Here is a 15,677-nt window from a genome sequence, read left to right on the forward strand (position 1 = left end):
TAAGTGACGGTGAGCCGGACCATCATGATCGTCGGGAACGGGCCGGTGCCGGAAGATGCGGCGCCTGTCATCGATGCGGCCGATCTGGTGATCCGCTTCAACGACTGCCGCTCGTGCGGTGCGGCGGGTGAGAAAACCGAGATCGTCGCGGTCTGCAACACAGGACGTCCTGCGCTGGCGATGCTGGGCGGCGGCGGGTGGAAATCGAATGCTGCCGTGCGGCAGGCACGCGAAATCTGGTGCGTTCGGGCGGCTGAAAAATTTCGGGAGCTTCGGCCGGAAATGGAGAAACGCCACCCTGATCTCGACGATCTTTGCGACGACTACACGGAGGGCTTTAGGACCTTTGCCAAGGCGACCGGCCGAGCCTTCCATACCGTCCCGGCGTCCACACATGAAAGCGTCGATGCCGAGCTGAAAAACGTCGATCCCGGCGATTATGTCGTGCCGAGCAGCGGCCTGATCGTTGTCGCCGAGGTGCTCAGCCATTGGCGGCGGCCGCGTGACCGCGTCGTGCTTGCCGGTTTCGGCCACGCCGGCTGGGCGTGGCATCCGTTCGCGGCCGAGCGCCGGTATGTCGACGCGTTGATTTCAAACGGGCGCCTCATGCGCCTCGATCAAAATTATATATCCGCTTTTGCTCAGGGAGCCTGATACCCATGTCCTACAAGATGTCGCGCGCGGCCTATGCCAATATGTTCGGCCCCACCACCGGCGACAAGGTTCGGCTGGCCGATACGGAGCTTTTCATCGAGGTGGAGAAGGATTTCACCACCTATGGTGACGAGGTGAAGTTCGGCGGCGGCAAGGTCATCCGTGACGGCATGGGCCAAAGTCAGGTGACCCGCGCCGAGGGCGCTGTCGATACCGTCATCACCAATGCGCTGATCGTTGATCATTCCGGAATCGTCAAGGCGGATATCGGCCTCAAGAATGGCCGCATCGTCGGGATCGGCAAGGCCGGCAATCCGGACACGCAGCCAGGGGTCACCATCATCGTCGGCCCCTCGACGGAGGCGATCGCCGGTGAGGGCAAGATCGTCACGGCCGGCGGAATGGACAGTCACATCCACTTCATCTGCCCGCAGCAGATCGAGGAGGCGCTGATGAGCGGCATCACCACCATGCTCGGCGGTGGCTCCGGGCCTGCGCACGGCACGCTCGCCACGACCTGCACCGGTGCCTGGCATATCGAGCGGATGATCGAGAGCTTCGATGCCTTCCCGATGAACCTTGCGCTTGCCGGCAAGGGTAATGCGTCGCTGCCGGCCGGCCTCGTCGAAATGGTGCTGTCGGGCGCAAGTTCGCTGAAGCTGCACGAGGACTGGGGTACGACCCCGGCCGCCATCGACTGCTGCCTGTCGGTTGCCGACGAATATGACGTGCAGGTGATGATCCACACCGACACGCTGAACGAAAGCGGTTTTGTGGAGGATACGATCGCCGCGATCAAGGGCCGCACCATCCATGCCTTCCACACCGAAGGGGCGGGCGGCGGCCATGCGCCAGATATCATCAAGATCTGCGGCCAGCCGAACGTCATTCCGTCCTCGACCAACCCGACGCGGCCCTATACCAAGAACACGCTGGCCGAACATCTCGACATGCTGATGGTCTGCCACCACCTGTCGCCCTCCATCCCGGAGGACATCGCCTTTGCCGAAAGCCGCATCCGCAAGGAGACGATCGCGGCGGAAGACATTTTGCATGACATTGGCGCCTTCTCGATCATCTCGTCCGACAGCCAGGCCATGGGCCGCGTCGGCGAAGTGGCGATCCGCACCTGGCAGACGGCCGACAAGATGAAGCGCCAGCGCGGCAGGCTCACACAGGAGAGCGGCGAGAACGACAATTTCCGCGTCAAACGCTACATCGCCAAATATACGATCAACCCGGCGATTGCCCATGGCGTCAGCCATGAGGTCGGCTCGATCGAGGTGGGCAAGCGCGCCGATCTCGTCATCTGGAATCCGGCCTTCTTCGGCGTCAAGCCCGAGATGGTGCTGCTCGGCGGCTCGATAGCGGCAGCGCCCATGGGCGATCCCAACGCATCGATCCCGACACCACAGCCGGTGCATTATCGCCTGATGTTCGGCGCCTATGGAAAGAACCGCACGAATTCCTCCGTCACCTTCGTCAGCCAGGCCTCGCTCGATGCAGGCCTCAAGGGCCGTCTCGGTGTCGCCAAGGAACTGGTGGCGGTGCAGAACACGCGTCATGGCATCGGCAAGCATTCGATGATCCACAACAGCCTGACGCCGCATATCGAGGTCGACCCGGAAACTTACGAGGTCCGCGCCGATGGCGAGCTTCTGACCTGCGAACCGGCAACCGTGCTGCCGATGGCACAGCGGTATTTCCTGTTCTAGTGTCGGAGAGAAATCCGCCGATGGCCTGGAAACGGTCGATACGAGGGTTGTTCGCCCTCTTCGCCCTGTTGGCATTGGCGGTGACTGGGGGGACTCTGATGCCGCGGCCTTTTTGGTCTGCCGCAAAGGCCAGCGAAGCTTTCGGCCAGACACGCCGTATCCTCGTTCTGTCGAACCCCATCCATACCGACATCGCCATCCGGATCGATGTCGAAACGCTGGCGCGTTTTCCGTTTCTCGCAGAGAGCGGCATGCCGGTCACGCATTCGAACGCGCGCTGGCTGGTGTTCGGCTGGGGCGGCCGCGCCTTCTATATCGAAACGCCGACCTGGGCGGACCTGAAGCCCGTGCCGTTGATCAAGGGGCTGACGCTGGACCGGTCGGTCATTCATGCGGATGTCGCCGGGGAGATCATCGAGCCCTCGGATCGCGTCAGGAGTTTCGAGATCACTCCGGAGGAATATCAGCGGCTTCTGGCGTACATTGAGGCCAGTTTCAAAGCGGAAGACGGCCGCATCACGGCGATACCGGACGCTGCCTATGGCCCGACGGACGGTTTCTTCGAGGCGAATGGATGGTTCAGCGCCGCAGTCGGTTGCAATACCTGGACGGCAGGAGCGTTGCGCGAGGCCGGCATAAGGACGGGTTGGTGGAACCCGCTGCCGGTATCGCTGTCCATGTCGCTGGACTTGTACAACTGAAATCCAAAGCTATCGATGCTGCCGGTAGTTATGCGCGCCTCGCATGGCAGCCATGCAAAGCGACTTTCATTGCTGTCTTGTGCTGCATTGCAGCACCGCTTGCGATAAAAAGCGGCTTCAGCTTTCGCGCTCGGGTTCCTCCCAAGGCCTGTTGCGCATGAAGTCATTTTTCAAGGAGATAGCTATGATCGTTGGCAGAAAAGTGCCGTCCGTCACCTTCCGTACGCGCATCCGTGACGAAGCCGTCGGTGGCCCCAATCCCTATCGGTGGCAGGACGTTTCCTCGTCTGACTATTTCGCGGGCAAGCGCGTTATCCTGTTCTCGCTGCCGGGCGCCTTCACCCCGACCTGCTCGACCTATCAGCTTCCCGATTTCGAAAAGCTGGCGGCTGAATTCAAGGCCCAAGGCATTGATGCGATCTACTGCATCTCGGTCAACGACGCCTTCGTGATGAACGCCTGGGGCAAGTCGCAGAACCTTGAAAACGTCAAGCTCATCCCGGACGGCTCCGGCGAGTTCACCCGCAAGATGGGCATGCTCGTCGCCAAGGACAATCTCGGTTTCGGCATGCGATCCTGGCGTTACGCGGCCATCATCAACGATGGCGCGGTCGAGCAGTGGTTCGAGGAGGAGGGCTATTCGGACAATTGTGACAGCGATCCCTATGGTATCTCCTCGCCGCAGAACATCCTGGAAACTCTGAAGTCGGAAAAGCTCGCGGCCTGAACCCAGCCACGTTGATGATCTGAAATCCGGTGCCGGGCCTCTTTGGTCTGGCGCCGGATTTTTTTATGGCTAAAGTGGAACGAAAGCATTCCGAGGTTCACATGATATACGTCATCGCCCATCTCAAGACCCATCCCGGCAAGGGGGCCGAGGTTGTTTCCGATGCCGCTCCCCTGATCGAGGGGACGCGCAAGGAGGCAGGCTGCATCTTCTACGATCTTTACCAGAAGCCCGGCGAACCGGACACACTGGTCTTCGTCGAGCAGTGGAGGAGCCGCGAGGCGCTGGAGGCGCATTTCACCGAGCCGCATATCGTCGCCTTCCAGAAGGCGACGGCGGAACTGGTGGCGGATGGTCGTATTGAGGTCATCCATTCGGACAAGTTCGAGGTTCTCTGAATGCCCTATCGCTCGACCCAGATCCTGGCGCCCGGCCCGGTGGACAAGACGCCTCTCCACACGATCGCGCTTCCTCATGACCAGCGGCACCTGCGCCGCAAGTTGCTGCATCTCGACAATGACGACGTGGTGATGCTCGACCTGAAGGAACCGGTGATGCTCGCCGACGGCGACCTCCTGGTGCTGGATACAGGCGACTATGTCCGCATCACTGCCACCCACGAGCCGCTATACGATATCCACCCGCGCGATCCGCTGCACCTGATCGAACTCGCCTGGCATCTCGGCAACCGCCACCTGCCGGCGGAAGTCCGGGAGGATCGCATCCTGATCCTGCGCGACCCGGTGATCAAGGCGATGCTCGAAGGATTGGGGGCGACGGTTGCCGAGGTGACGGAACCGTTCCAGCCGATGCGCGGCGCCTATCATTCGGGCGGGCACAATCACGGTCATTCCGATGGGCACTCCCATGGACACGGCGGCCATCATCACGCCCATGACTGAGCATGCCGATACGCGGGCACTGCTCAGGCTGGTGACATGGCTGTCGCCAGCCTTTCCGGTGGGCGCTTTCTCCTATTCCGGCGGTCTGGAGCAAGCTGTTCACGACAGGTTGATCACCGATGCTTCCGCCTTGAGCCGATGGCTGGAAGCGCTGATCCGCCACGGCTCGAGTTGGAACGACGCGGTGCTTCTGGCGGAGAGCTATCGGGCCTATGATGATCGCCCAAGGCTTGATGGGGTGCGCGAGCTTGCCGAAGCGCTGGCCGGTTCCCGCGAGCGCCACATGGAAACGACGTTGCAGGGAGAGGCTTTTCTCACCGCAGCGGCGCATTGGCCGCATCCGGTGCTCGATACCCTGATCGGTGCTGTCGCCTATCCGGTCGCGGTGGGCGCTGTCGCCGGAGCGCACAACGCCGGGTTGGAGCCTGCTTTGGCCGCCTATTTGCACGCCACGGCATCCAACCTCGTATCGGTGGCAATCCGTTGCGGCGTGACAGGCCAGAAGCATGGGGTGGGCCTACTTGCCGAACTGGAGCCGGTCATCGCCGAGACGGCGGCACGGGCGTCATCGAGTTCGCTGGACGATCTCGGTTCTGCTACAATTCTTGCCGACATATCGGCACTGCGCCACGAGACCCTGCATTCGCGGCTCTTCCGTTCCTGACGGTCGCGACATCAATTTCGAGAAAGGAAGACTGCGATGAAATCTGCGAACGGCCCGCTTCGCGTCGGTATCGGCGGCCCGGTCGGCTCCGGCAAGACGGCGCTGACCGACAAGCTCTGCAAGGCGATGCGCGAGACCTATTCAGTCGCCGTCGTCACCAACGACATCTACACCAAGGAGGATGCCGAGGCGCTGGTGCGCATGCAGGCGCTGCCCTCCGACAGGATCGTCGGCGTCGAGACCGGCGGCTGCCCGCACACCGCGATCCGCGAGGACGCGACGATCAACCTGCAGGCGATCGCCGATCTCAACCGCCGCATTCCCGATCTCGACGTCATCTTCATCGAGTCCGGTGGCGACAATCTGGCGGCGACCTTTTCGCCCGATCTCGCCGACATCACCATCTATGTGATCTCGGTCTGCCAGGGCGAGGAAATCCCGCGCAAGGGCGGACCTGGGATTACCCGTTCCGATCTGCTGGTGATCAACAAGAAGGATTTGGCGCCCTATGTCGGTGCCGATCTCGATGTGATGGAACGGGATGCCAATCGCATGCGTGCCGAGCGACCGTTCGTGTTTTCCGACATGAAGCGCGGCGACGGCGTCGACAGAATCGTCGACTTTCTGAGGGTTGAAGGCGGCCTCTGAAGCCAGTTGCCTCAACGAAAAAAGCCGGCCGGATCATCGATGCGGCCGGCTTTTTTGTGTGGGTTACGTCATTCCGCGGCGAGGTGGATGACGTTGCCGCTGCGTTTGCGGCCTTCCAGTTTGTCGAGTCGTTCCTGCAACTCGCTGATCGTCTTGCTCTGGTCACCGACGATTTCCGTCAGCGCGGTGTTTTCCAGAGGCACGGTCTCCTGTTCCTTGCTGCCGACCATGCGGCCGAAGAGCCAGCCGAGCAGGCGGGACAGATCGTCCATGATCAGGAAGAAGGACGGCACGACAACCAGCGAGATCACCGTCGAGACGATGATGCCGCCGATCACCGCGATTGCCATCGGCGCGCGGAACGAACCACCTTCGCCGACGCCGAGCGCCGAGGGCAGCATGCCCGCGGACATGGCGATCGAGGTCATGATAATCGGGCGCGCGCGCTTGCGGCCGGCCTCGACCATGGCGTGGGTCCGCTCCATGCCCCGATGCATCATCTCGATGGCGAAATCGACGAGCAGGATGGCGTTCTTGGTTACGATCCCCATCAACATCAGGATGCCGATCAGCACGGGCATCGACATGGCATTTTGCGTGACGATGAGACCGATCGCGACACCGCCGATGGCGAGCGGCAGCGAGAAGAGGATCGTGAACGGCTGGATGACATCCTTGAACAAAAGGATGAGCACCACGAGCACCAGCATCAGGCCGAGCAGCATGGCATTGCCGAAGCCTTGCTGCATTTCCGCCTGAACTTCCGCGTCACCGCTTTCGAGGAACTGCACGCTCGCCGGCAGTTTCGTTTCCCTGGCGATCTCCTTGAAACGATCCGAGGCCGAGTTGAGCGCGACGCCGATCGGCAGATCGGCGCCCATGGTCACGACGCGGTAGCGATCGTAGCGCTTGATCGAGCTTGGGCCTTCCGAATAGTCGATGTCGGCGACGCTCGAAATCGGCACCAGCGCACCCGCCGCCGTCTGGACCTTCAGGTTGCGGATGGCGGCAAGGTCGGTGCGGAAATTCGTATCCACCTGGACGCGGATCGGAATCTGCCGGTCGTCGAGCGAAATCTTCGTCAGCGCCGCATCGATGTCGCCGATGGTGGCGACGCGAACGACGTCGGCGATCTGCGAAGTCATGATGCCGAGCCGCGACATCTGGTCGGCGCGCGGACGGATTTGCAGTTCGGGCCGCGGCAAGGCGCCGTCCGGGCTGACGTTGGCGAGCAAGGGCTCGTCGCGCAGATTGGCTTCAAGCATGCCGACGGCCTTGTTCAGGTCCTCGTCGTTCTTCGACAGGAGGTTGAACGCCAGGTCGCGCTCGCCACGGTCGTTCAGTTTCAGGATGCGGACGTCTGGAATGGAGCGGACGGCGGCATAGACCTGCTTTTCGATCTCGGCCTGCGGAATGATGCGGCCGGCCGGCGGCAGCTTGGGCAGATACTGGCCGATCAACGGGGCACGGCCGAGAAGGTCGTTCACCACTTTGTTGAGCAAGGAATGATCGAGCTTGCCGAGCATGATGCTGATTGTCGCGCGGCGCAGTTCGAGATCGCCCTTCGGCGAGGCACCGCCGAGGACGAAGACGTCGTCAACGCCCTCGAGATGCTTGACCTTGTCATAGATCTGCGCCGTCGTCGTGTCCGTGTCGTCCAGCATGGCGTCCGGCGGCAATTCGACCGACAGCACGACGCGCGAAGCATCTTCCGGCGGCAGGAAGCTGCCGGGCACCGTCATGAGCAGGAAAATGGACCCGACGACGAAGGCGATTGCCGCCACGAGCGTCGCATAACGCATGTACCAGCGTCTGGTGGTTACGGTCACCAGCCACGTGTAACCGCGCATCAGCGCGCCATCCTTGTCTTCGTGATGACCGTCGGCGTCGCTCGATTTCATCAAATAGGCGGCCATGACCGGCGTGATCAGGCGGGCAACCAACAGCGAGAAGAACACGGCGACCGCGACCGTCAGGCCGAACTGGATGAAATACTGGCCCGGGATGCCCGGCATGAACGAGACCGGCACGAACACCGCGATGATCGTGAAGGTCGTCGCGATGACGGCAAGGCCGATTTCGTCGGCGGCCTCGATGGAGGCCTTATACGGCGATTTGCCCATCTTGATGTGCCGGGCGATGTTCTCGATTTCGACGATGGCATCGTCGACGAGAATACCGGTCGCAAGCGTCATGGCGAGGAAACTCACCAGGTTCAGCGAGAAGCCGAGCAGTTCCATCACCCAGAAGGTGGGAATGGCCGAAAGCGGAAGGGCCATCGCCGAAATCAGCGTTGCCCGCCAGTTGCGCAGGAACAGGAGAACGACCGCCACCGCCAGCAGGGCGCCTTCGAGCAGCGTATGGATTGCCGCCTCGTAGTTGCCGTAGGTGTAGTAGACGGAATCATTGACCAGTTCGATCGACACGTCCGGGTTCTTCGCCCGCAGATCCTTCAGCGTCTTTTCCACCGTTTCGGCAACTGTCACTTCGCTGGCGCCCTTCGAGCGGAAGACCGCGAAGGTGACGACGGGATTGCCGTTGAAACGGGAAAACGACTTGGGCTCCTCATAGGTGTCGGTCACCTTGCCGAGCTCGGAAAGGCGGACGAACCTGCCGTTCGGCATGGCGATCATAGTGCTTGCCAGGCCCTTGACCGAGCGTGCGTCGCCGAGCGTGCGGATCGCCTGTTCGCTGCCGCCCACCTGGCCGCGGCCGGAGCCTAGGTCGGTGTTCATCTTGCGCAACTGGTTGTTCACGTCGGAGGCGGTGATGCCGTAGGAGTTCAGGCGTGCGTCGTTGAGTTCGACGCGGACTTCGCGGTCAGCGCCGCCGTAGCGGTCGATGCGGCCGATGCCGCTCTGGCCCTGAAGCGCGCGTTTGATGGTGTCGTCGACGAACCAGGAGATTTCCTCGAGCGTCATGCCGGGGGAGGAGACGGCAAAAGTCTGGATCGCCTGTCCCTCGACGTCGATCTTCGCGACGATCGGCTCCTCGACGGAGGCGGGCAGGTCGCTGCGGATGCGGTCGATGGCGTCCTTGACGTCCTGCACCGCCTGATTGGTCGGCACGTCCATTTCGAATTGGACAGCGGTCGTGGAGAGGCCATCGCTGATGGTCGAGGTTATGTGGTCGACGCCGGAAATGCCGGCAACCGCGTCCTCGATCTCCTTGGTCACCTGCGTTTCGAGCTCGGCCGGTGCGGCGCCGCTCTGGGTGACGCTGATGGAGACGATCGGTACGTCGATATTGGGGAAACGCGTGATCGGCAGCGTGTTGAACGACTGATATCCGAGATACATCAGCAACACGAAGCCGAGGATCGGCGCAATCGGATTGCGAATTGCCCAAGCTGAAAAATTCATCCCGCTGTTCCCGTCAATTGGTCGCCGTGGCGGCGGATGTCACCGGATGGATCTTGTCGCCGTCGCGCACATAGGCGCCGGCCTTGGCCACCACCTTGTCGCCCGGCTTCAGGCCCGTGGTGATCTCGATGAACTCGCCGTCCTGGATACCGGTCGTGACCGGCGTCACATGGACGATGCCGTCCTCGACCTTGCGCACGATCGTTTCATCGTGCCCGACTGTAACCGCCGTCAGGGGCAGGACGATGGACTGCTTTTCCTCGATGACGATCTGTGCATTGGCATACATCCCCACTCGGGCCTTCTCTGGCTCGGAAAGGCTGATGTACACGGTTCCAAGCCGCGTTTGCGAATCGACCATCGGCGAAATCAGACGGATTTTGCCATCAACTTCGGTCTTGCCGTCCGCAAGCGTGACTTTGGCCTTCTGGCCGATGGCAAGCTTGATGAGTTCCGACTCGGTGATGTCAGCCTGCATTTCCACCGCGCCGTCGCGAATGATGGTGAACAGCGGGTCGCCCGTGCCGTTGGCGATCGCGCCGATCTTGGCATTCCTTGCCGAGACGACGCCGCTGACCGGCGTTTTGACTTCGGTGCGAGCGAGGCGTAGGTCCAGATCGGATATCTGGGCTTCGACGACCTTGATCTCCGCCGTGGCCACTGCAACAAATTGTTCTGCCGAGTTGACGCGCGCCAATGCAGCGGTCGCCGCGGCCTTTTCCTGATCGCGCTGCGCCGTGGAGATGGTTCCGGCTTCCGAGAGCTTGATGGATCGCCCGCTTACCCGCACGGCCTCCTCGGCGTTGGCCCGGGCTTCGGCAAGGAGCGCCTGGTACTGCGCGAGAGACGCATTTGCCTTGGCGAGGCTGGCGGCAAACTGGCTCTTCTGCAGCAGCAGCGTGTCCTCGTTCAACGTCACCAGCGTGCTTTCCGCTTCGACCCGGTCACCGACATCGGCATTCAAAGTGCGGATGGAGAGCCCGTCGACCAACGGGGAGACGTAGATCTCCTCCACGGCCTTAATGGCACCCGTTGCGACAACGCGATCGACGACGGGCTTGTTCTCAACCTGGGTTACGACGATCGAAGGGAGTGCTTGCTCGGTCTTGGGCGCGGTGGCTTCCTCCGCAAATGCGGCGCTGGAAAGGAAAGTCAGGAACAGGGCAGCAGAAATACCAAATGCAAAGGTCTTGTTACGGGCCATCGGCTTTTCCTCAAAATTCCGGATAGTTCAGTTCGCTAACGCCGCATAGTTCCAAGAAAAGGACGTGTCGTCGTCTAATGCTGGAAGGGAAGAAAATACCGCTTCGATCTCAATAAGCGAAAAATTTCCCCCGCCTCCTCCTCAAAAATGCCACGGGGCTCTATTTAGGGAGCGCCTTTCGGCTATGCAAGGCGATACAAAAAAAGAATGGTGCCTCATTACTTTATTTGTTCCACCCATGCAAGACGATGTTCTTTTTCGCGGCGAAATGTAGCAGAAACGGTTCTACGCGTGTGAGTTGAAAAAAACAAAGCGCGCGGGCCAGCCCGCGCGCTCCTTTTTGTCTTGAACGATGGGATCGAACTACTTCAAGGCAGCGTCGGTGATCTCGTGGGTAAAGGCGCCTTCCGGTTCCTTGGTAATGACCGGATCGGAGCCGCCCTTCATCAGTGAAGCGACCGTGCGCTTGTAGTCCGCCTCGTCGAGTGCGCCGTTCGAGCCGGCGGTGAGCTTGGCGATCTCGCCCATCATCCGCTTCTGGTGCGCTTCCGTCTGAGCGCCCGTCGCGTCGTTTTCGAGAACGATGCCGGCCGCCTCATCCGGATTGGCCTCGGCATATTTCCAGCCCTTCATCGAGGCCCGGACGAACTTGACCATCTTTTCCTTGAAGGCCGGGTCCTTGAGCTTGTCTTCCAGTGCATAGAGGCCGTCTTCCAGAGTTGCGACGCCCTGGTCTTCATACTTGAAGGTCACGAGGTCCTCCGGCTTGATGCCTGCGTCAATGACCTGCCAGTATTCATTATAGGTCATTGTGGAGATACAGGCCGCCTGCTTCTGGATCAGCGGATCGACGTTGAAGCCCTGCTTCAGGACCGTCACGCCATCCGGGCCGCCGTCGGTCTTGAGGCCAAGCTGGCTCATCCAGGAGAGGAACGGATATTCGTTGCCGAAGAACCAGACGCCGAGCGTCTTGCCCTTGAAATCGGCCGGCGTGGCAACGCCGGATTCCTTTAGGCAGGTCAGCATCATGCCGGAAGACTTGAAGGGCTGGGCGATGTTGACGAGAGGGACACCCTTCTCGCGGGTCGCAAGCGCCGACGGCATCCAGTCAACGACGACGTCGGCACCGCCACCGGCGATGACCTGTGGAGGCGCGATATCCGGGCCGCCCGGCTTGATTTCCACGTCGAGACCTTCCTCTTCATAGAAACCTTTGTCCTTGGCCACGTAATAGCCGGCGAACTGGGCCTGGGTCACCCATTTCAGTTGCAGCACCACCTTGTCGGCGGCGATCGCCTGGAACGCGGACAGCGAAAAAGCGCCTGCGAGCAGCAGGGATGCAAGTCTTGTCTTCATATCAGTTCCCTTTTTGTTGTTGTGCCTGTCCAACCACGAACAGGCGGCTTTTTCTACGCGTGTCCACCGCGGACAGACGGGTGCCAGAACGTGACGGCGCGCTCGACGAGTGCCACCGCCCCGTAAAAAACCGAGCCAGCCAACGCCGCGACGGCGATCTCGGCCCAAACCATGTCGACATTCATCCGCCCCACTTCCGTGGAGATCCGGAACCCCATGCCGACGATCGGGGTGCCGAAGAACTCGGCCACGATAGCGCCGATCAGCGCCAGCGTGGAGTTGATCTTGAGCGCATTGAAGATGAATGGCCATGCCGCCGGCAGCCGGAGCTTGATCAATGTCTGGAACCAGCTTGCCGCATAGGTGCGCATCAGATCCCGCTCCATCGAACTCGTGGCCGCAAGCCCCGATACCGTGTTCACCAGCATGGGGAAGAAGGTCATGATGACGACGACTGCCACCTTCGACTGCCAATCGAAGCCGAACCACATGACCATGATCGGCGCCACGCCGATGACGGGGAGCGCGGAGACGAAATTGCCGAGCGGTAGCAGGCCCTTCTGCAGGAAGGGCGAGCGGTCGATGGCGATCGCAACGAGGAAACCGAAGCCGCAGCCGAGCGCGTAGCCGGTGATGACGGCTTTCAGGAACGTCTGGCGGAAATCGGCCCAGAGCGTCGGCAGCGAATTGATCAGCCGCGCCCAGATCATCGATGGCGGCGGCAGGAGAACGGAGGGGACGTTTAGCCCGCGCACCAGACCTTCCCAGAGGACGAGTATGGTGATTCCGAACAGGAGCGGCACGGCGAGCCGCGCGGCCCGCGCACCCGAACGGTTCGTAAATTTCCGGCGAACCAGCCATTCATTGATCGCCCAGGCAACGAGCCAGAAGGCAAGGGCACTGACGAGAAGACCGGAATTCATGGCTTGATCCCCATGCGCTTGAGGACGGCGGTGTGGGCAAGGCCGACGATGATCACCAGCGTTGCAGCCAGGGCAGCCGCCATGAACAGCGCCGACCAGATCTGCACGGTCTGGCCGTAGTAGGAGCCGGCAAGCAGCCGTGCGCCGAGGCCGGACACGGCACCGGTCGGCAGTTCGCCAACGATCGCGCCGACGAGCGAAATGGCGATGGCGACTTTCAGGGAAGTGAACAGATAGGGCATCGACGCCGGCCAGCGCAGCTTCCAGAAGGTCTGTGACGGGCTGGCATAGTAGGTATGCATCAGGTCGAGCTGTATCTGTTCGGGGCTGCGGAGCCCCTTCACCATGCCGACGACGATCGGGAAGAAGCTGAGATAGGTGGAAATCAGCGCCTTCGGCAGTAGGCCGGCAATGCCGACCGCATTTAGCACGACGATGATCATCGGCGCGATGGCCAGGATGGGAATGGTCTGGCTGGCGATCACCCAGGGCATCAGCGAGCGGTCCATCGCCCGGTTGTGGACAATGCCGACAGCGAGAAGAATGCCGAGCACGGTACCGATGCCGAAGCCGAGCAGGGTCGCCGACAGTGTGATCCAGGCGTGGTAGACGAGGCTGCGCTTCGACGTGATCGGCTTGTTGACGGTCGTGTCCCAAATTTCTGCGACCACCTGATGTGGGGCGGGGAGAACAGGCCGTTGCTGAAACATCGTTTTCGGCAGGATTTCCGAGAAGGTGATCGGCGTTCCGGCGCGGGCCGCGGTGTCGCGCTCGAAGGGGGCGTTGAGGAAGATGACGGCGATGTACCAGACGACCAGCAGCGCAAGCAGGATGGCTCCCACCGGCATGATCCTGTCGTTGAAAAAGCTGGGCTTCTCCATGCTCACGCCTTCCCGCTCGACGGCAACAGCATCAGCGCCATGGAAACGACACCGAGAGCAACGCCGGCCATCTGCGAGAGCGTCAACCGCTCGCCGAACATCGCAAAGGCGATGAGATTGACCAGGAGAAGCTGGGCGATGGCAGACGCGGAAATGGCAAGCCCCAGCCCGCCTTCGCGCATCAACCGCACCATCATCAGATTGCCGACGCAATAGAGGCCAAGGGAGAAGATCAGGATGAGCATGTTGTTGCTGGCGACATAGTAGCGCGAGGCCGTGGCGGCGCTGAGGAATATGCCCATGGAGGCGGCGAGCCAGAGGATGAAGGAGGGGTTCATGATAGGCACCTCGTTGTGGCGTGGCACCCCCCTCTGTCACTTCGTGACATCTCCCCCACAAGGGGGGAGACTAGCCGCAGGCATTGTGCTCGGCTCACCAGAGAGGCGGCGAGGGAAAAGAGTGATCTCCCCCCGTGTGGGGGACATGTCACGAAGTGACAGAGGGGGGTATCCACCGGCACAGTCGATCTACTCATCATAACTATGCCCCGCTCTCAAGCCTTCGCGGACCCGGCTGGCGATGTCGAGGAACTCCGGCGTTTCGCGGATGTCGAGCGGGCGTTCTTTCGGAAGGGTGGACTCGATGACGTCGGTGACACGGCCGGGGCGGGGGCTCATGACGACGATCTTGGTGGAGAGGTAGACAGCTTCGGGGATGGAATGCGTGACGAAGCAGATGGTCTTGTTGGTGCGATCCCAGAGCTTCAGCAATTGCTCGTTCAGGTGATCGCGAACGATCTCGTCCAGCGCGCCAAAGGGTTCGTCCATCAGAAGCAGGTCGGCATCAAAGGCAAGCGCGCGGGCGATCGAGGCGCGCTGCTGCATGCCGCCGGAAAGCTGCCAGGGGAACTTCTTGCCGAAGCCGGTCAGGTTGACGAGATCCAGCGTGCGCGCGATGCGGGCCTTCTGGTCGGCGGTACTGTAGCCCATGATTTCGAGCGGCAGGGCGATATTCTTCTCGATCGTGCGCCAGGGATAAAGGGCTGCGGCCTGGAAGACATAGCCATAGGAGCGGTTCTTGCGGGCGTCTTCCGGGGTCGTGCCGTTGACGGTGATCGTGCCGGAGGTCGGTTTTTCCAAATCGGCGATGACGCGCAGGAAGGTCGTCTTGCCGCAGCCGGAAGGGCCGATGAACGAGACGAAATCGCCCTTGCTGACGTCGAGATTGACGCCGGTCAATGCATTGACGGGGCCGTCATTGGTCTCGAAAGTGAGGCCGAGATTGCGGGCCGAGACGACGGATGCTGGTGTGATTGTCATTGAATCCGGTGCGCTCCGTCCTGAATGCCATTGCCTGGAAGTTTGCTGTGTCGTCATTCGGCTGTCTGCCTTCGATAGTCGTACTTCATATTTTTCGAATGAGGTATGCTGCGCGCGATATTGCTGCCGAGGAGATGTGGAAATGTTGCAATCATCAAAACCGACCTGCCGGATCGTGCGCCCCGGCCAGACCTATGACGGCAAGCAGGGGCTCAGTTATTTCGAAGGCATTTCGGCGGAGGCAACAGGTTCGACCGGCATCTGCATGCATCTCCTGACGATCCCGCCGGGCGGCCGCGCCAAGGCGCATCTGCACGAAAGCCACGAGACGGCGATCTACGTGCTGTCGGGAGAGGCGCACACCTGGCACGGCGACCGGTTGGAGCACCACGCCATCGTGCGGGCAGGCGAGATGTTCTACATCCCGGCCGGCGTTCCGCATCTGCCGGCTAACCTGTCGGACCAGCCCTGTTCGGCGGTGATCGCGCGGACAGATCCGAAGGAGCAGGAGAGCGTGGTTCTGTTGCCGGAGCTGGATGCCCTCGTGCCGTAGGAATGTCCGTGTTGCGTCAGCAGGCCCGTTGTTCCGCTCTTGGCCCGCCGGCCGGCGACAGAGTGATG

General features: G+C 61.4%; 16 protein-coding genes. 9 read left to right on the forward strand and 7 right to left on the reverse strand.

Annotated elements, in window-relative coordinates; all coding sequences use genetic code 11:
- Positions 1 to 3: 3 nt before the first annotated feature.
- The 8 genes from ACSQ2Z_RS06505 (at position 4) to ureG (ending at position 6,011) form a co-directional block, all read left to right on the forward strand.
- Positions 4 to 654, forward strand: coding sequence for a Urease operon accessory protein (locus ACSQ2Z_RS06505; RefSeq protein ID WP_436080436.1), 651 nt, complete (start codon positions 4 to 6; stop codon positions 652 to 654).
- 5 nt (positions 655 to 659) lie between these two features.
- Positions 660 to 2,369, forward strand: coding sequence for an urease subunit alpha (gene ureC / locus ACSQ2Z_RS06510; RefSeq protein ID WP_436080437.1), 1,710 nt, complete (start codon positions 660 to 662; stop codon positions 2,367 to 2,369).
- 20 nt (positions 2,370 to 2,389) lie between these two features.
- On the forward strand, positions 2,390 to 3,070 hold the full coding sequence (locus ACSQ2Z_RS06515) for a TIGR02117 family protein (protein WP_436080438.1): 681 nt from the start codon (positions 2,390 to 2,392) through the stop codon (positions 3,068 to 3,070).
- Between the two features lie 187 nt (positions 3,071 to 3,257).
- The gene (locus ACSQ2Z_RS06520; protein WP_436083004.1) at positions 3,258 to 3,797 is read left to right on the forward strand and encodes a peroxiredoxin; all 540 of its coding nucleotides are present in this window, start codon (positions 3,258 to 3,260) and stop codon (positions 3,795 to 3,797) included.
- 65 nt (positions 3,798 to 3,862) lie between these two features.
- The gene (locus tag ACSQ2Z_RS06525) at positions 3,863 to 4,195 is read left to right on the forward strand and encodes a putative quinol monooxygenase (RefSeq protein ID WP_436080439.1); all 333 of its coding nucleotides are present in this window, start codon (positions 3,863 to 3,865) and stop codon (positions 4,193 to 4,195) included.
- On the forward strand, positions 4,196 to 4,699 hold the full coding sequence (gene ureE, locus ACSQ2Z_RS06530; protein WP_436080440.1) for an urease accessory protein UreE: 504 nt from the start codon (positions 4,196 to 4,198) through the stop codon (positions 4,697 to 4,699).
- Positions 4,692 to 5,363, forward strand: a complete 672-nt coding sequence (locus tag ACSQ2Z_RS06535) for an urease accessory protein UreF (protein WP_436083005.1) — start codon at positions 4,692 to 4,694, stop codon at positions 5,361 to 5,363. Before ureE ends, ACSQ2Z_RS06535 begins: the two co-directional genes overlap by 8 nt.
- A 36-nt stretch (positions 5,364 to 5,399) precedes the next feature.
- Entirely contained in the window at positions 5,400 to 6,011 is a 612-nt protein-coding gene (ureG, locus tag ACSQ2Z_RS06540; protein ID WP_436080441.1) for an urease accessory protein UreG, read from the forward strand.
- 68 nt (positions 6,012 to 6,079) lie between these two features.
- Here ureG and ACSQ2Z_RS06545 read toward each other — a convergent pair whose 3' ends face one another.
- The 7 genes from ACSQ2Z_RS06545 to ACSQ2Z_RS06575 all read right to left on the reverse strand — a co-directional run bounded on the left by ACSQ2Z_RS06545 (position 6,080) and on the right by ACSQ2Z_RS06575 (position 15,056).
- Positions 6,080 to 9,373, reverse strand: a complete 3,294-nt coding sequence (locus ACSQ2Z_RS06545; RefSeq protein ID WP_436080442.1) for an efflux RND transporter permease subunit — start codon at positions 9,371 to 9,373, stop codon at positions 6,080 to 6,082.
- A gap of 13 nt (positions 9,374 to 9,386) precedes the next feature.
- On the reverse strand, positions 9,387 to 10,577 hold the full coding sequence (locus tag ACSQ2Z_RS06550; protein ID WP_436080443.1) for an efflux RND transporter periplasmic adaptor subunit: 1,191 nt from the start codon (positions 10,575 to 10,577) through the stop codon (positions 9,387 to 9,389).
- A 363-nt stretch (positions 10,578 to 10,940) separates the two neighbouring features.
- Positions 10,941 to 11,933 (reverse strand): ABC transporter substrate-binding protein, encoded by a 993-nt coding sequence (locus ACSQ2Z_RS06555; protein WP_436080444.1) that lies wholly within the window; start codon positions 11,931 to 11,933, stop codon positions 10,941 to 10,943.
- 53 nt (positions 11,934 to 11,986) lie between these two features.
- Positions 11,987 to 12,856, reverse strand: a complete 870-nt coding sequence (locus ACSQ2Z_RS06560) for an ABC transporter permease (protein ID WP_436080445.1) — start codon at positions 12,854 to 12,856, stop codon at positions 11,987 to 11,989.
- Positions 12,853 to 13,737, reverse strand: a complete 885-nt coding sequence (locus ACSQ2Z_RS06565) for an ABC transporter permease (protein ID WP_436080446.1) — start codon at positions 13,735 to 13,737, stop codon at positions 12,853 to 12,855. Before ACSQ2Z_RS06565 ends, ACSQ2Z_RS06560 begins: the two co-directional genes overlap by 4 nt.
- A 2-nt stretch (positions 13,738 to 13,739) precedes the next feature.
- Positions 13,740 to 14,075, reverse strand: coding sequence for a hypothetical protein (locus tag ACSQ2Z_RS06570; RefSeq protein WP_436080447.1), 336 nt, complete (start codon positions 14,073 to 14,075; stop codon positions 13,740 to 13,742).
- Positions 14,076 to 14,264: 189 nt separating this feature from the next.
- On the reverse strand, positions 14,265 to 15,056 hold the full coding sequence (locus ACSQ2Z_RS06575; RefSeq protein ID WP_436080448.1) for an ABC transporter ATP-binding protein: 792 nt from the start codon (positions 15,054 to 15,056) through the stop codon (positions 14,265 to 14,267).
- A gap of 142 nt (positions 15,057 to 15,198) precedes the next feature.
- Here ACSQ2Z_RS06575 and ACSQ2Z_RS06580 point away from each other — a divergent pair, with 142 nt between their 5' ends.
- Positions 15,199 to 15,609: a cupin domain-containing protein gene (locus ACSQ2Z_RS06580; RefSeq protein ID WP_436080449.1), complete on the forward strand. Its 411-nt coding sequence runs from the start codon at positions 15,199 to 15,201 to the stop codon at positions 15,607 to 15,609.
- The last annotated feature ends 68 nt before the right edge of the window (positions 15,610 to 15,677 follow it).

Source organism: Pararhizobium sp. LjRoot235, assembly GCF_964254145.1.
Classification (GTDB): domain Bacteria; phylum Pseudomonadota; class Alphaproteobacteria; order Rhizobiales; family Rhizobiaceae; genus Pararhizobium.

Bases quoted from the DNA above. Each gene is read 5' to 3' on its own strand.
- ACSQ2Z_RS06535 (WP_436083005.1), top strand. From the start codon at position 4,692: ATGACTGAGCATGCCGATACGCGGGCACTGCTCAGGCTGGTGACATGG.
- ACSQ2Z_RS06525 (WP_436080439.1), top strand. From the start codon at position 3,863: ATGGCTAAAGTGGAACGAAAGCATTCCGAGGTTCACATGATATACGTC.
- ACSQ2Z_RS06575 (WP_436080448.1), bottom strand. From the start codon at position 15,056: ATGACAATCACACCAGCATCCGTCGTCTCGGCCCGCAATCTCGGCCTC.
- ACSQ2Z_RS06565 (WP_436080446.1), bottom strand. From the start codon at position 13,737: ATGGAGAAGCCCAGCTTTTTCAACGACAGGATCATGCCGGTGGGAGCC.
- ACSQ2Z_RS06570 (WP_436080447.1), bottom strand. From the start codon at position 14,075: ATGAACCCCTCCTTCATCCTCTGGCTCGCCGCCTCCATGGGCATATTC.
- ACSQ2Z_RS06560 (WP_436080445.1), bottom strand. From the start codon at position 12,856: ATGAATTCCGGTCTTCTCGTCAGTGCCCTTGCCTTCTGGCTCGTTGCC.
- ACSQ2Z_RS06545 (WP_436080442.1), bottom strand. From the start codon at position 9,373: ATGAATTTTTCAGCTTGGGCAATTCGCAATCCGATTGCGCCGATCCTC.
- ACSQ2Z_RS06515 (WP_436080438.1), top strand. From the start codon at position 2,390: ATGGCCTGGAAACGGTCGATACGAGGGTTGTTCGCCCTCTTCGCCCTG.
- ACSQ2Z_RS06580 (WP_436080449.1), top strand. From the start codon at position 15,199: ATGTTGCAATCATCAAAACCGACCTGCCGGATCGTGCGCCCCGGCCAG.
- ureG (WP_436080441.1), top strand. From the start codon at position 5,400: ATGAAATCTGCGAACGGCCCGCTTCGCGTCGGTATCGGCGGCCCGGTC.
- ureE (WP_436080440.1), top strand. From the start codon at position 4,196: ATGCCCTATCGCTCGACCCAGATCCTGGCGCCCGGCCCGGTGGACAAG.
- ACSQ2Z_RS06555 (WP_436080444.1), bottom strand. From the start codon at position 11,933: ATGAAGACAAGACTTGCATCCCTGCTGCTCGCAGGCGCTTTTTCGCTG.
- ureC (WP_436080437.1), top strand. From the start codon at position 660: ATGTCCTACAAGATGTCGCGCGCGGCCTATGCCAATATGTTCGGCCCC.
- ACSQ2Z_RS06550 (WP_436080443.1), bottom strand. From the start codon at position 10,577: ATGGCCCGTAACAAGACCTTTGCATTTGGTATTTCTGCTGCCCTGTTC.